Genomic DNA, 13,305 nt, shown 5'->3' with positions numbered 1-13,305 from the left:
GGCTCTACAGTAGATTGCGGGGCAGACGTTTTAGCTCGGCCCCTTTGAACCGGGCAGGATCTTGGCGAGCAACGAAGCGGCCGCTTCGAATGTCGATGACTCAGTTTGCGGTTCACCCTTCATAGCAGGATGCTCACCGAAGGCTCGCGCCCCGAAGGTCTTTCGCAGGTCGTCCCTGACTTCGGGATTTACCACAGGCGCCAGGAAGGCATCAAAGGTTCGCAGCTGCACGGCCAAAGAATCAGCCCAGTGGGCCTGCGACCGATGATGCTGAGACTGTCGCCCAAGGTAGGCTGCCAGGCCGAACACGCCTGCAACGAATATGCCTTTCTGCACCATGCGGACGACGCGATCTAGATCTGTAGCAGCGGAAAACCAGTCTGAGGGCGCAAGCAAGAAGAGCAGGGCACACAGGGCTCCTAGGACGATCAGCGTAATCGTCCAACCGCGGAAAGCGTTGGCGGTCGTGGTCTGCGAATCTGCTAGGCCTCGGAAGTATTTCTCGAGTTGAAGATCTCCGTATTCACCGGCTGATTGTTTGAGCGCGTCCAGTGCTTGCTTGCCCTCCGCTAGAGCCTGCTTGCCCTCTTCCGCGTTGGCGCGGATCTCGTTCAACGCATCCCGAGCTATCGCCTCCTCGCGCCTTTTGCGCTCGGCTTCCTCCAACGTGTAGTCATTGAAAGCTCGCTGCAGGACTTGCGAGTTGTCCTGCGCTCCAATAGGCCCTAGGTAGTTGCGATCCGCATTCATTAGGCCCGCTTGGCGAAGATCGGTTGCAAGTTCATCCGCGGCCGTACCCAAAAAACTGTAGGCCGCGACGTTTAGCATCATTTCCCGAAGGTTTCGACGTTTGTCGTTGAGCGTCTCAAGAAGTTGAGTAGTGAGCCAGTGGTAGTCCTCGTGGCGCATCGGCAGCCTTGCATACCCTTGCGCGACGTCACCATCACTCAGTACACTCGCCCATGCCCTAGAGATGGCTGCAACCTTGCTGTATAAAGCGTCGCCTTGATCCGTCACCCTGCTAGGCATCTCGGCCAAGTCGTTGAAGCCTTCAGCGACCTCTTGGATTCGCCGCCACCGCTCGTTGTACTCCTGGCTCCCGTAGACTAGCCAGTCGTCTTCATTCAAGGTTTTCACTGACCCTCATCCTGACTTTCCTCGCCCCGCTGCTCCCACTCCTGTTCGCGATCTCGATGCGTTGCGGGACCTGAATACGCGGCCAGGTCCTGCCAGTTCTCCGGCAGTGGGATGTTTCCGTCGTCCGGTTGTTCTGCCGCGCGGACCGTCTTCTGTCCAGGGCGAGCGTTACGGCGCTCGCTGGCCCGGCCAAAGTCGATGGGTTCGTTGAGTCCGTGGACGATTGCATTCCTTTGCTCCTGATCGATCGCGTCAGGTGAGACCCGAAGGCCGGCCAGGACTGAGAGGAGCATCCGTTTGTCGCGCTCGCCTAATGAGGGGTCGCGGCGGATGGCTTCTTCTGCTGTCAGGTCGGCGCTGTTGTAGGTGACGATGCCCATGCTGGCCAATGCTGCCTGAGCGACCATCGCTTTGCTGACGCCTAGTCCGTCCGCCAGGGCGGAGACGGTCTCGATGTTTAGCGTTACTACTGGGGTGTTCCTGATCCTTGAGATATTCGACTTGCTTAGCTTGTGCCCCTTGCTGGCAGCGCGGGCAACGACGTCGGGATCTGACCAGCCGTTGGCTGATCGGACGTCGTCAATGAGTGCTGCTAGTGCGTGGCGTTGCTTCACAACATGAATCTTTCTGCGACCGGATAGGAATGTCGAACGAGTGGACACTAGGGCTGGATGCTCGGTGGACACTAAGAAATTGCCGACTTTCCCCAACTCTGCCATAGGACTAAGTGTTTTTGGACTTGCGGAGTGGACACCAGTCTGATTAGCATGGACACACAGACTGGACACAAGGACAGGAAGGCAGTACAGTGACTATCACGTCGATCGCCCGACCGGCAGCAAAATTAGGAGATATCTGGATGATCCTCAAAGATCCCAAGAAGCTTGCGAAGCTCATGGTGATCCAGGACGTAGGCCAGAGGGAGCTTGCGCGGGCCGCTGGATGGAAGGCCCATTCGTATCTGGGGCGCCTTCTTGCTGGCACTGCAACCAATGTCGAACCCGAGCCAGCAGCCCGAATCGCCACCTATCTGGGCGTCGGTATCGACGATCTTTTTTTGGTCAAAGTGGACAGTTCGGATGTCCAAAGCGGACAGACGAACAAGATTCACAACCGGTCTCACGCAAGCCGCGCGACTCGCAGGTTGCACGGATGAACACCCGAAACGTCTCCTCCGCTTGTCTCCGCACCGTCGAAGCTGAGACTGCCCGGATGCTCGGGATTCACAGAGACTCCGATGCGGCAGCACCTTCCCCCACTGCTGCCGCATCGGTCACAAGTTCCCCAGCCAATCGCTGAGGACAGAAAAAGGCGGCCCAGTGTCATTCCGCCAAGAAACTCACTGGACCGCCGCAGATAACCCAAGAGCCAGGCACCTGATCTGAACAAGGCCTGGCTCTCGAATCAGAAAGAGTCTAACAAATGGTCATCAGAAGACTCCGGCACCTCCCGCCGGAATCCCGCCCGCATATCGCCGCCGCTGGCCGAGTGCTCGCCCAGGCAACAGCCCGGATGAACGCCATGAGCCCCCGAGAGATTGCCGAAGCCGCCTATACGCCGGGTGGCCCATCCCTTGAACAGCTTGAACTGCTTGCCGAAGCGCGGCTCATGGGTCAGTCCGTCCGAACCGTCCCTTCGACGAAGGTCGCCTGATGGGCACCCGGATCGATACCGCGGACCTCCCCCGCCACTCGTACTTCAACGCCATGGATCGGCAAGGAGAAACGCAGGCCTTCGTGGACAAGATGATCCCGCACGAACAGGGCCGCCGGCAGAAACTCCTGATGTCAGCCATCCAGGACGCCGACAACCTGATCAGCGCGTTGAAGACGACGCGCCAATTCGACCGCCACGGCAACATCGAACTCGTACTCCCCCAGATCTCCGATGCGCTCGCCGATGTCGTGACGAAGACCAGGAACTTCATCGCGGATGTGGAGACCTGCACGGACCGTTACCGCAAGACCACTTCCGACTCATCCGAGGCTGCCGGGGGGCAGCCCGAAGAGCCGGCCGACACGGCTGCGGGCGGGTCCGTCATTGGTGTCGCGTATGTGGATGTCCTGCCCACCTTTGATCGCCCGCAGAAGGCCGACAGTGCCTCTCCGAAGCCCGGGCCGCATCTGGCATCCGTGACGATGTTCGATCCGAACCGATCCACCTCGGAGCAACTGGCGGCTCTTGACCGTGCTGCCAGCCGTCGGGCGGAGCAGCTGAAGGGTGGCGGCAGAAGATGAAGACCAGGAAGAAACTCTTCGCCGTCGTGCAGCCGATTGGGCATCGCCCGTACCGGGAGCATGCGGATCTGCATTTCCGTGACAACACGGAGCTGGCGGCCCAGTTGACGACGTATGCGCGCTCCAAGTGGCCGTCTCCGCAGAAGGTCGCCGTGGATATTCACGCGAAGCAGATCATCGTGGACGGGACTCCTCGCGCGAACTTCTCTTTGCATGAGTATCGGGATCACGGCGGTCAGACTGCGACGTTGCCGGGGGTGGGCCAGTGATGCGCCCGTCGGCGCGGGTCGGCCTGTATCGCCGCCGCGCTTTCTTGTACGGGCCTCTGGTCATCCTCGGCGCTGCGTTGGTCTTGATGACGACGGGCACCGCAAACGGCGCTTACCTCGCTGGCTTAGTGATTCTTTTGGCTGGTGCCGGCGGTTTCGTTCTCGAGTCCGGGCCGCAGCCCAGGCGCAGAAGATGATGACCGGCGATTGGGGGCGCCGATGACAGATAGACCACCTGGCGCCCGCCCTGGCGCCACCCCATCACCCCAGACAGCGGACGCTGTCCCGGTCCTTGCTCAGAAGGACCAGGAGAACGTCCACCGCCAGAGGCAGGTACCAGCCACCGAACAAGAGTGGCTTGGCAACCCAGTAGTCCGTGATGACGCTGCGTTGCGCCTTCTCCGCATCGAACGCACCACCACTCGCGCCCTTTCTGCGCTGCAGGATGGCGAACTCGATGCTGCCATCAGCCGACTACAGGCTGCGCTGACCCTTGCCCTGGCGGAGCAAGCAATTACGACACCTTGCGAAGGACAATCATGACCACCATCGAAACCAGAAGAATCGCCGTCGCGGATCTGATCAACAACCCTGACAACCCTCGTTCTGATCTTGGGCCGGATCAGGATCTCGTGGAGTTGGCGAACAGCCTCGCCAAGGACGGCAACACGGACGACTGCCACGTCGTGCCGGTGGCAGACGGCGAGGACGCCGGCAAGTGGATGCTGTTGGAGGGCCACCGCCGGAAGGCCGCAGCGCTGCTGGGCAATGTTGCAGAGCTGGATTGCAAGATTCGGCATGACCTGGACACGAAGGCCAAGCAGATCGCCTTCATGATCACCGCCAACACCCACCGTGAGAACTTCACGGAAATGGACACGGCCCGCGGCGTGCAGTCCTTGCTGGACTGCGAGGGCATGAACGTCAAGGCAGTCGCGAAGTCGCTCAGCCGCGGTGAGAAGTACGTCCGTTCCCGCTCGAAGATGACGAAGCTCTCACCGGCCGCGCAGGGCAAGATCGAGGACTCGACCCTGAACATTGATCAGGCGTTGGAGCTGCTCGCGTTCGCTGACGATGAGAAGGCCGAAGAGCGCCTGCTGCAGGTCTCGGACAAGCCCAACGATTGGGAAGTCCGTCTGGCTGCGGAGAAGGAGCTGCGGGCTTGGCGGGAGAACCTGCCACGCCTGACGGCCGAGCTGCAGGGCGCTGGTGTTCAGGTCGTTGACCGCCCGGAGGGGCCGCAGTGGGAATGGAAGGACTTCTACCCCACCTACAACGACCATGAAGTCACCGAGGCCGTGGAGCAGGATCTCATCGCGATCGTTCACCCCGACTTCCCCAAGATCACCTGGGCGCGAAAGCGCGAAGAAAGGAAGCCCTGGACTCCCCCGGAGCGCACGCCCGAGGAAATCGCGGCCGACGTTCGCCGCAGCGAGATCATCCGAGGGCTCGAACTGGCCGCCCCAGTCCGGGAGTCCTTCCTGAGGGGGATCCTGAAGAAGCCGACCGCCGAGGTGCTGCATCACCTTGCCCTGGATATGGCCGAGCAGCTCGACCTCGCGCAGGCCGCCTACTGGCTCGGCATGGAGGAACACGAGGAAATCGACGATCAGGAAGTCGTTGACGAGATCGCCAAGCTCAGCACCGACCAGCTCATCGTCCTCACGCACCTGGTGCGCCATGGCCGGGAAGAGCTGCTGACCGAACTCGCATCATGGGCACGCGACACCGGTTACATGTCCACCGGCCCTTGGCGCGAATCCCTTCAGCACTCCTACGGCTACCAGTGGACCGAAGCCGAACTGGATGCCATCAGGCACATCGCAGAGCAGAAAGCTGCTCAGCAGGAAGGCGGCGACAATGCCCACTCCGCTTAGCCACCTGCTCAAGCGCAACCCCGACAACGAGCCCGTATGCGGCTTCGGCTTCCGCCCGGAAATCCTCGATGACCCCGCACCGGTAGGAGTCATGTGGAAGGCCAAGCGCGACGTCCTTGACCACGTCGACGCGATGTCCGGTTTCCGCCCCTCGGCACCGTTCGACGGCGGCCCTGACCGACGGTTCCCCCGGGCAGGTGTCCGCCCGGGCGCAAGCGGCCGCTGGAAGCTCACCCTCTGGGATGAGGAAGGCGTCATGCATCCGCTGCCCTTCAAGAGCCAATGGCACGACACAGCCCAGGAAGCGTTCGACTTCGGCCAGTTCATCATCAGCAGTCACTGGAAGGCCGGCACTCGACTAGACGGGATGGGTCGCTGATGACCTGGGCACGGGTTATCGCCGACCGACAGGACCGGAAGATCCGCGTCTACCGCAGCCGATACGACGAGGCCATCAAAATCAGCGCCGCGCTCAACGCCCGCCGGCAGAACCTCCTGACAGAGATCCTCGCCGACGACCTTGACGGGCTCGACACAACCACCAAGTCCCGCCGACTCCGCCAGACGGACGACGAGCTGGACCTTGCACGCACCAACCTGCAAGCCGCCTGGGCAGCCCTCGAAGGCGAGGAAGCCCAGCACTACACCCACGAACCACGAGAGGCCAGAAGATGACCGCCACCACCACCGAGCCCACCACAACAACCGAGACGGCGCTCGCCGATCTGACAGTCACGGCTACCGGCACTGAATGGCTGCGCAAGCTCGCCGCCGTCGGAGTCGCTGTCTCGTCTCGGCCGCCGGTGCCGGTTCTGAGTTTCATGGTTGTGGAGTGCAGCCGCGGCAAGGCCACTCTCGCGGGCTATGACTACGCCACGACGGCGGTAGCCAAGCTGAATCACGAGGCCCTGGGCACGCTGCACAACGCCAAGGCCCTCGTGCCGTTCCAGTGGCTTGTGAGAACGATCCGCGTCCTGACCGCCCGCAAGCGTGACATCCCGGTCACGGTCGCTTCGAAGGAGCTGCTGGGCCAGCAGATGGTCACGGTCACGGCCGCCGGTTACACGATCCCCTACCTGCACGGCATCCCGCTCTCGGAGTATCCGCGCCTGCCCGAGCACGGCGAGCTGGACTCGTTCCGTCTCGACCGGGCGGATCTGGCCGGCGCTTTGGACCGGGCAACCGTCGCGGCCAGCAAGGACGACACCCTGCCGCTGCTGACCTCGATCCGGCTGGCCTGCAGCGGCAAGAAGCTTTCCGTCTGGGCAACTGACCGTTACCGGCTCTCAGCTGAGACGCTGCAGCTGCCCCGCACCGTGCAGGAGTTTGCATTCCTCTTGCAGGCGGCCCAGTGGAAGGCCATGACGAAGCACCTGGTGGGTGAAGAGATCACCGTGAGCGTCCTTGCTGCTGGTGACATTGCTGGCCGAAGCGGCGGATGCGAGACGCTGCACATCGGCTCCGGCGACGTGGCGTTCACCCTCTCGCCGGTTGGCGGCGACTACCCGAAGCTCGAAACCCTGTTTGCCGAGGTCTACACCCAGACCCTAAGCGTCAACCGCCGCGATCTCCTGGACCAGATCCTTGTCGCCCGCGAACTGAATGAACGGAACGTTCCGGCGCTGGTCAAGATCGGCCCGGGCTCCGTGTCGGTGTCTCCGAATTTCCACGCCGGGGCTGACCACGCGGCGACTCCCGTCCTGCTGGCTGACACGGTCAACATCGACGAATCGGCCACCGTAGGATACAACCCGCACTACCTCCTGGACGCCATCAAGTCCATCAAAGCCGACGCCGTCCGGTTCTCGTTCTTCAGCCTGACGAAGCCGACCTGCATCACCCCAGCCCCGGAGAAGGGCAAGAAGCAAAGCACCTATCGGCACCTGATCATGCCGGTGCGGCTGCCCAACGACGTCCTGAGCGGCGAGTAGACCATGACCCAGGACAACGAAGACGCGATGATCGCGCAGCTGCTCAGCCGCCCTCAGAAGATCGCCACCTGCGACGCCTGCAGGAAGGCGCTCAACGGCCAGGACGAGTGTGATTGCTCATGACCGTCGCTATCGAGCCACCGCGGCTGAAGGCCCTCACGGTCAAGAACCCGTGGGCGTGGGCGATCATCAACGCCGGCAAGGACGTAGAAAACCGCTCGCAGCCCACCAGCCACCGTGGAACGCTCTACATTCACGTAGCCAAGCGCGACGACGAAGCAGGCCACGAGCACGAGACCATCCGCCGCGCCCGGGCCGAAGCTCCCCAGGCCACCAGGAATCACCTGCAGCTGCAGGGTTACGTCCTCGGGACGGTGGAAGTCGTTGGCTGCCACTACTCCACGGACTGCAAGACGAAAGACACCTATTGCTCCGAATGGGCGCGCCCGGGCTTCTATCACTGGGAATTGCGGGAGCCTCGGCCCATCGCCTGCCCGTTCCCGGAAGTCGGCAAGCTCAACATTTGGAACCTGGCGGCGACGTCATGACCGCCGAGGACGAGCCGCCAAAAAACGAGACGCCCGTCCTGACAGCGAAGCTCGCGCAACTGCTCAACGACCACCCCGACTTCTACGCCCAGATCTTCCCACCCACGAAGGACAAGAAATGACCCTCGAAAGACTCTCCGACCACGAACTCACCATCTGCGTCGAAACCGCAGCTGAGGGCGTCGTCAACTCCCGGGCCAGCCACACCGGCGGCCCAACCTGGGACAAACTCACCGCCGACCAAAAGAACACCATCCGCGAACAAGCCCTCCCGTTCATCTTCCACGGAACAAAAGCGCTCGCCGATCTGGGCTTCTGGAAGAACCCGACGATCACCACGGCGGACGAGCTACAAAATCTCTACGACTGCGACCGCAACGTTGTCGTCATGGATGACGCGGGCCTGATCCTGCAGAACCTTGCCGATGGATGGAAGTCCCCAGGCAATGACGGATACCTGTCCTCGGCCCGGGCCTACCGCCTGTTCGGGCCGACGTTCCGGGTGCTGCTGTACGGCGAAGACCAGAGCATCACCACGACGGAGAAGGAAGCCGTCTGATGACGATGAGCCGGGAGGAAGCAGCGGCCAAGAAGTTCGGTGAGCTCGCAGGTGGCGGCCCAACGGTCGCCATTGATTACGAATACTCCGGCAAGATCCTCGCCGCAGCTGACGCGGCCGACGCCGCTGCCCAGGTCCATCGCATTGGCTTGGACGAAGAGTCACTCAAGCGAACCGCCGGGCGATCCTGGGACGCGCTCTCCAAGCGCGACATGACCCGCAACTGGTCGCAGATGAGCGGACGAGGGCAAGCCATCTGGATCGACAACGTTCGAAACGTATTACAAGCAGCAACCGAGGAGGACCAATGACCCAGGCAAGACGAGGCCAGTGCAACGAACCCGGCCCGTGGGGCACGATCTGCACGGACCACCCCGGCCACCGCTACTCACACTTCGACAGCGGCAAAGGAAACTCCTGGCAGGACGACTGGAAGGACGACACCCCAATCGAAGGCGGCGGCACCCTCCAGGAAGATCCAAAGCCGCGGACACGACTCGAAGCAGCCGCCAAGGCCATCTTCGACGTCCGCGACGACCCCTACGACAACACTGAATGGCACGAACTCCACTCCGCAGACCGTGAACCCTTCGAATGCCAAGCCAGGGCCGCGCTCGCCGCTGCTGACGGCTTCGGCAACGGAACTGCGGGAACGTGATCCGCTGCCCTGACTGCTGGCACTATCACGGAGCCGCTGGCAACCAATGGCCATCCTGTAACGGCATCTACTACTCAGAATCAGGCGGCGCACGCCGGTGTGCTTGCACCGGCCCAAGAACCGAACGAAAGGAGAGGTCATGAGCGATCGCCCCATCCGAGACTGCGAACACCCCAAGGCCCGACATCAGCACGGCACCCCCCAGGCCTACGTGTTGGATCAGTGCCGCTGCACCCCTTGTACCGAGGCCAACACTCGCCGTGAAAACGAACGGGCCGCGGCCAAGGCAGCTGGCACCTATGACTCCGGCCGCGTCGACGCTGAGCAGGTCCGACAGCACCTAGCCATGCTGAAAAAGGCCGGCTACGGACTGAAGACCATCGCGAAGATCGCGAAGGTATCAAACGCCACGCTCGGAAAGATCATCTACGGCGATCCGTCGCGGAACATGCCTCCGCGGGCGAGGGTGGAAAAGCGAGTCGCCGCTCGCATACTTGCCATCAAGCCGTCTCTCACCACGCTGGGAGAGACGACAGCGATCAAGGCCGGGCCAACCCAAGATCGCATCAAGCACCTTGTATGTCTCGGGTATTCGATTGGTTGGCAGGGTAAGCGCCTCGGACGAGACCATGGGAACTTTGCGCGGGTCATGGACCGGACGCAATGCAGCGCCAAAACCGCGCGCGAGATCCGTGCCCTATACCTACTGTTGTGGGACAAGCCGAGGGTAGCTCGAAATCGCCACGAGCAGGCGGCAATCACCAGGGCGCTCGCCTTTGCAGCCGCGAGCAGCTGGGAGCAGCTCCCGCCGCCGACCGAAGCCCCGCACGCTGAAGCACCTGCGAATCCCGATCGTGCGCTCACTCAGTTCCTTACCGATCGCATCCACAGACAAGCACGGAGGCGCTCCGCGTGACCACGAATCCAACACTGCCGAGAGCGGCGCAAACCATGAAAGAAGGTCCATCCAGTGCCATGGCTGAAGCAGGGCGACGCGGCGGCGAATCACCCCATCGTCCTCTCGGCCGTGGAAATGGACGACGCCGATGACCGGATCCTCAACGAGTGCTTCGGCTTCGTGGCCCGGTGCGCGACTCAAGCCGCAGCGTATGAGCAGGACTACATCATCAGCGTTGGCACCGCCCGGCAGATGGCCGGTTCCCTCGGCCGCTACAACGAGCTGATCAAGGCCGCGAAGTTCTGCGGCTACCTCACCGAAACCAAGATCACCGTGGAAGGCGAAGAACGCAAGGCCTTCAAGCTGGTCGAAGACAACGACCTCTTCCACATGATCCTCAAAGCCGAAAGAGAGTGGAACAACCAGAGAAAGAGAGATACCCGCAACCCTGAACTCACATGGAGAGTCAGAGCCCGCGACGGCGACGCATGCCGCTACTGCGGCAAGTCCGTCGCCTGGGGAGACACCAAATCAGGACGCGGCGCAACCTACGACCACACCAACCCCGGCCAGGCCGGCACCGTAGACACCCTTGTTGTCTGCTGCCGGGAGTGCAACGGACGCAGACAAGACGACCCCGAAAGCAACTGGAAGACCCTTTCAGTCCCGGCAGAGCCAATCATCGGCGAAGCAACGGCCGCTTTCATCGCCAAACACGGCACCCCGATAGAACCCACCTACACCCGACCAGGCACACCGGCCGCCCCAAAGGCGGCAACGGACGAGACGCACGCCGTAGAGCAGCCCACGCAGGCCGCTCCGGCACACAACGAGGCAACGGCACACTCCGGCCCCAACAACGACTCCACGGCCCACACAGCCACGGTCAAGCACACCCCGGCAGCAACGGCACACCCGGCTGCAACGGCACCAAAGACCAACACCAGACCAAATCCAGACCCAGGACACAGGTATCCCGGATCTGGATATGTCGGGACGGGTAGGGACGGGACGGGTCAGGCAGGTAAGGGAAGTGCAGGGCAGGAAGCCCCGCACACCTCCCAGGGCAAACCCAAGAACCAAACCAGAAGAAGACGCCCCCGCAACCGAGGACGGAACTGAACATGCCTACTAAACGACTTTCATCGCACAACTCACCATCAGAAGACGACTTCCAAGGGTCTGTCCTGGACCTTGCCCAGTACCTCAGTTACGAACTGCGCTACCACAACCCGGATAGCCGGCGCTCGCAGGCTGGCTTCCCGGATCTCGTCCTCGGCAGTCTGTCCAGGAGGCGTGTCCTGTTCCGAGAGCTGAAGACTTCAACGGGCCGCGTTCGTCCTGCCCAGGTCCTCTGCATGCAGATCCTCAAATTGGCCGGCCTCGATGTCGGCGTGTGGCGTCCCGAGGATCTGCGGAGCGGCCGTATCCAGCGAGAACTGAGAGGGGACAAATGACCACCTGCACAACAGAGGATTGCAACCGGCAGACTTCGCTCTACCTGTGCACTGACTGCATCGTGGAGTTGGATTCGCTGCTGGCTGACGTTGGTCCGCTGCTGCAGTTCATCGGCGGGGCCATCGATCAGACCGCTGTGACCAGGAGCCCGGGCGCAAGCGGTGGCGGTGGAGGTGTCGCGAAGTCCCGGCCTGCCATGAACGTTGATGCCTACCTGCTGCGGGCATGGCTTCACCAGCTCCCGGCCCGAGCCTATGACACGGCGGCTGACAACCCGAAAGCTGGCGAGATTCTGTGGATGGCGCGGGATTGGGTAGGCAAAGCACGCGATCTGGTGTGGGGACCGGAGGACTCCCGCGTCTACGGCCGCTGCGAAGAACCACTCGATGGCGAAGGAGAAGCGGATGAACCGATCTCCTGCGATGGCCGACTGGTAGCCCACCCGGACGACGTGACGGTCAAGTGCCCTGAGTGCAAAACCGTCCACAACGTCAGCGAAGTCATGGACAAGCTGAGACGCAAAGCCAGAGGGGAACCGCTGCCACCTCGGGCAGTGCGAGAGTTCCTACAGCGGAAGACCAGGATAGTGATCCTCAAGAAGGACTTCGAGAACTGGGTGCAGCTGGGCAGGCTGCAGTACGTCTTGGACCGGGTCACCACCTCGGCCAAGGCCCAGCGGATCTACTACCCGGGGGACGTTCTCAAGGTATTCGAGCACATGCAAGAGCGGAGGCGGATACGAGTCTGAAAGTGTAGTACCCTAAATCCGAGGGGATAGCTGTCCCCAAAGCTTTGGATGAAGGCCTCGACGGATTACCGTCGAGGCCTTTGTCGTGTCCGAGGTGGTGACGCTGGCGTGAACGGCATGAGCATCCCCGCTTGGTCAGGACGCCGGGCAGGCGAGGCGCTTCTCAAGGTCAAGGCCGAGGGCCGCCGGAAGGACAAGCCCTGTTGCATTTGCAAGCAAGGCATCGACTACTCCCTGACTTACCCGCATGAGCAGTCCTGCAGCGTGCAGCACGTGAAGTCACGCAAGCTGTACCCGCATCTGACGTGGGAGCCCAGCAACTGGGAACCCGCTCACCTCTCGTGCAACAAAGCAGCTGGCCCGGGTGAAGACCTCGGCATGGGCGTCACGTCCGAGGACTGGTAACCGTGGCCCGGACAGTCGTTGTGCTGTGTGGCCCACCAGGTGCCGGCAAGACCACGGCGGCCAGGCAGTCAGGCCTGCAGGTCTTCGACCGCGACGACCGGCAGTGGTCGAGTGAGAAGCAGTTCACCGAGGCGCTCGCCGCGCTCAGCTCGGATCGACGGGCTCGAGCTGTGGTCATCAGGACCGGTGCCACGTCAGCGGCCCGGGCCAAAGCCGCGCAGCTGGTGGCTGCCACTCATGTCTACTTGCTGACCGCCGATCAGAACGAGTTGACCAATCGCATCAGGCAACGAGATCGGGCCGACAAGGTCAACACCCTTGTTGGTGTCAGGACTTGGTTTGAACGATTCGACCGGGCCGACGGCGTCAGGGACTTCCCCGGCTGGTCCGGGGTCCACGAACCGGACCTTGGTGTGGTGTCCGACGACTGGTAGACCGCCAAAAAATCCAGCCCGCCGCCGCCCCGGACACTCCCCGCCTGCACCTCCCTCTCCCCCCGGGGTCGCGCCGCGTGGAATTGCCCCTAGATCGTTGAATTGGCGGGGAAAACGGACCCATTATCTTACCCGAAAGGTCGGTT

22 protein-coding genes are annotated in these 13,305 nt (G+C 62.3%); 20 read left to right on the top strand and 2 right to left on the bottom strand.

Features of this window, described 5'->3' with window-relative positions; translation table 11 throughout:
* Nucleotides 1-30: 30 nt before the first annotated feature.
* Together ACIPY3_RS03345 and ACIPY3_RS03340 are read right to left on the bottom strand one after the other, a co-directional pair.
* Entirely contained in the window at nucleotides 31-1,137 is a 1,107-nt protein-coding gene (locus tag ACIPY3_RS03345; protein ID WP_400330089.1) for a hypothetical protein, read from the bottom strand.
* Nucleotides 1,134-1,751 carry a hypothetical protein gene (locus ACIPY3_RS03340; protein WP_400330086.1) on the bottom strand — a complete coding sequence of 206 codons (618 nt, stop codon included), beginning with the start codon at nucleotides 1,749-1,751 and terminating at the stop codon, nucleotides 1,134-1,136. The genes ACIPY3_RS03345 and ACIPY3_RS03340 overlap by 4 nt, the downstream gene beginning before the upstream one ends.
* Before the next feature lie 194 nt (nucleotides 1,752-1,945).
* Here ACIPY3_RS03340 and ACIPY3_RS03335 point away from each other — a divergent pair, with 194 nt between their 5' ends.
* From ACIPY3_RS03335 to ACIPY3_RS03240, 20 genes are all read left to right on the top strand, one after another.
* Entirely contained in the window at nucleotides 1,946-2,293 is a 348-nt protein-coding gene (locus ACIPY3_RS03335) for a helix-turn-helix domain-containing protein (RefSeq protein ID WP_400330083.1), read from the top strand.
* 266 nt (nucleotides 2,294-2,559) lie between these two features.
* Complete coding sequence (locus ACIPY3_RS03330) at nucleotides 2,560-2,790, top strand: hypothetical protein (protein ID WP_400330080.1); 231 nt, start codon at nucleotides 2,560-2,562, stop codon at nucleotides 2,788-2,790.
* Nucleotides 2,790-3,374, top strand: coding sequence for a hypothetical protein (locus ACIPY3_RS03325; protein ID WP_400330078.1), 585 nt, complete (start codon nucleotides 2,790-2,792; stop codon nucleotides 3,372-3,374). The genes ACIPY3_RS03330 and ACIPY3_RS03325 overlap by 1 nt, the downstream gene beginning before the upstream one ends.
* Entirely contained in the window at nucleotides 3,371-3,643 is a 273-nt protein-coding gene (locus ACIPY3_RS03320) for a hypothetical protein (RefSeq protein ID WP_400330075.1), read from the top strand. The genes ACIPY3_RS03325 and ACIPY3_RS03320 overlap by 4 nt, the downstream gene beginning before the upstream one ends.
* Nucleotides 3,644-3,862: 219 nt before the next feature.
* Nucleotides 3,863-4,186, top strand: coding sequence for a hypothetical protein (locus tag ACIPY3_RS03315; protein WP_400330072.1), 324 nt, complete (start codon nucleotides 3,863-3,865; stop codon nucleotides 4,184-4,186).
* Nucleotides 4,183-5,520: a ParB/RepB/Spo0J family partition protein gene (locus ACIPY3_RS03310; protein ID WP_400330069.1), complete on the top strand. Its 1,338-nt coding sequence runs from the start codon at nucleotides 4,183-4,185 to the stop codon at nucleotides 5,518-5,520. The genes ACIPY3_RS03315 and ACIPY3_RS03310 overlap by 4 nt, the downstream gene beginning before the upstream one ends.
* Nucleotides 5,504-5,899 carry a hypothetical protein gene (locus ACIPY3_RS03305; RefSeq protein WP_400330066.1) on the top strand — a complete coding sequence of 132 codons (396 nt, stop codon included), beginning with the start codon at nucleotides 5,504-5,506 and terminating at the stop codon, nucleotides 5,897-5,899. The genes ACIPY3_RS03310 and ACIPY3_RS03305 overlap by 17 nt, the downstream gene beginning before the upstream one ends.
* Nucleotides 5,899-6,195 carry a hypothetical protein gene (locus tag ACIPY3_RS03300; RefSeq protein WP_400330063.1) on the top strand — a complete coding sequence of 99 codons (297 nt, stop codon included), beginning with the start codon at nucleotides 5,899-5,901 and terminating at the stop codon, nucleotides 6,193-6,195. Before ACIPY3_RS03305 ends, ACIPY3_RS03300 begins: the two co-directional genes overlap by 1 nt.
* On the top strand, nucleotides 6,192-7,451 hold the full coding sequence (locus ACIPY3_RS03295; RefSeq protein ID WP_400330060.1) for a hypothetical protein: 1,260 nt from the start codon (nucleotides 6,192-6,194) through the stop codon (nucleotides 7,449-7,451). The genes ACIPY3_RS03300 and ACIPY3_RS03295 overlap by 4 nt, the downstream gene beginning before the upstream one ends.
* Before the next feature lie 119 nt (nucleotides 7,452-7,570).
* Nucleotides 7,571-7,999 carry an ASCH domain-containing protein gene (locus ACIPY3_RS03290; protein WP_400330057.1) on the top strand — a complete coding sequence of 143 codons (429 nt, stop codon included), beginning with the start codon at nucleotides 7,571-7,573 and terminating at the stop codon, nucleotides 7,997-7,999.
* Nucleotides 7,996-8,121 (top strand): hypothetical protein, encoded by a 126-nt coding sequence (locus tag ACIPY3_RS03285; RefSeq protein WP_400330055.1) that lies wholly within the window; start codon nucleotides 7,996-7,998, stop codon nucleotides 8,119-8,121. Before ACIPY3_RS03290 ends, ACIPY3_RS03285 begins: the two co-directional genes overlap by 4 nt.
* A complete protein-coding gene (locus ACIPY3_RS03280) occupies nucleotides 8,118-8,558 on the top strand; it encodes a hypothetical protein (protein ID WP_400330053.1) in 441 nt (146 codons plus the stop codon). The genes ACIPY3_RS03285 and ACIPY3_RS03280 overlap by 4 nt, the downstream gene beginning before the upstream one ends.
* Nucleotides 8,558-8,869 carry a hypothetical protein gene (locus ACIPY3_RS03275; protein WP_400330050.1) on the top strand — a complete coding sequence of 104 codons (312 nt, stop codon included), beginning with the start codon at nucleotides 8,558-8,560 and terminating at the stop codon, nucleotides 8,867-8,869. The genes ACIPY3_RS03280 and ACIPY3_RS03275 overlap by 1 nt, the downstream gene beginning before the upstream one ends.
* A complete protein-coding gene (locus ACIPY3_RS03270) occupies nucleotides 8,866-9,216 on the top strand; it encodes a hypothetical protein (protein WP_400330047.1) in 351 nt (116 codons plus the stop codon). Before ACIPY3_RS03275 ends, ACIPY3_RS03270 begins: the two co-directional genes overlap by 4 nt.
* A 139-nt stretch (nucleotides 9,217-9,355) precedes the next feature.
* On the top strand, nucleotides 9,356-10,132 hold the full coding sequence (locus tag ACIPY3_RS03265; protein WP_400330044.1) for a hypothetical protein: 777 nt from the start codon (nucleotides 9,356-9,358) through the stop codon (nucleotides 10,130-10,132).
* Nucleotides 10,133-10,186: 54 nt separating this feature from the next.
* Nucleotides 10,187-11,236, top strand: coding sequence for an HNH endonuclease (locus tag ACIPY3_RS03260; protein ID WP_400330042.1), 1,050 nt, complete (start codon nucleotides 10,187-10,189; stop codon nucleotides 11,234-11,236).
* A gap of 2 nt (nucleotides 11,237-11,238) precedes the next feature.
* On the top strand, nucleotides 11,239-11,571 hold the full coding sequence (locus ACIPY3_RS03255) for a VRR-NUC domain-containing protein (protein WP_400330039.1): 333 nt from the start codon (nucleotides 11,239-11,241) through the stop codon (nucleotides 11,569-11,571).
* The gene (locus ACIPY3_RS03250) at nucleotides 11,568-12,320 is read left to right on the top strand and encodes a hypothetical protein (protein WP_400330036.1); all 753 of its coding nucleotides are present in this window, start codon (nucleotides 11,568-11,570) and stop codon (nucleotides 12,318-12,320) included. Before ACIPY3_RS03255 ends, ACIPY3_RS03250 begins: the two co-directional genes overlap by 4 nt.
* 117 nt (nucleotides 12,321-12,437) lie before the next feature.
* Nucleotides 12,438-12,725: a hypothetical protein gene (locus tag ACIPY3_RS03245; protein ID WP_400330034.1), complete on the top strand. Its 288-nt coding sequence runs from the start codon at nucleotides 12,438-12,440 to the stop codon at nucleotides 12,723-12,725.
* Between the two features lie 2 nt (nucleotides 12,726-12,727).
* Nucleotides 12,728-13,159 carry a hypothetical protein gene (locus ACIPY3_RS03240; protein ID WP_400330031.1) on the top strand — a complete coding sequence of 144 codons (432 nt, stop codon included), beginning with the start codon at nucleotides 12,728-12,730 and terminating at the stop codon, nucleotides 13,157-13,159.
* The last annotated feature ends 146 nt before the right edge of the window (nucleotides 13,160-13,305 follow it).

The organism is Paenarthrobacter sp. NPDC089714, assembly GCF_044748905.1.
Taxonomy (GTDB): Bacteria; Actinomycetota; Actinomycetes; order Actinomycetales; family Micrococcaceae; genus Arthrobacter.
The sequence above is the reverse complement of the archived record's forward strand: the minus strand, read 5'-3'. Positions and strand labels throughout refer to the sequence as shown.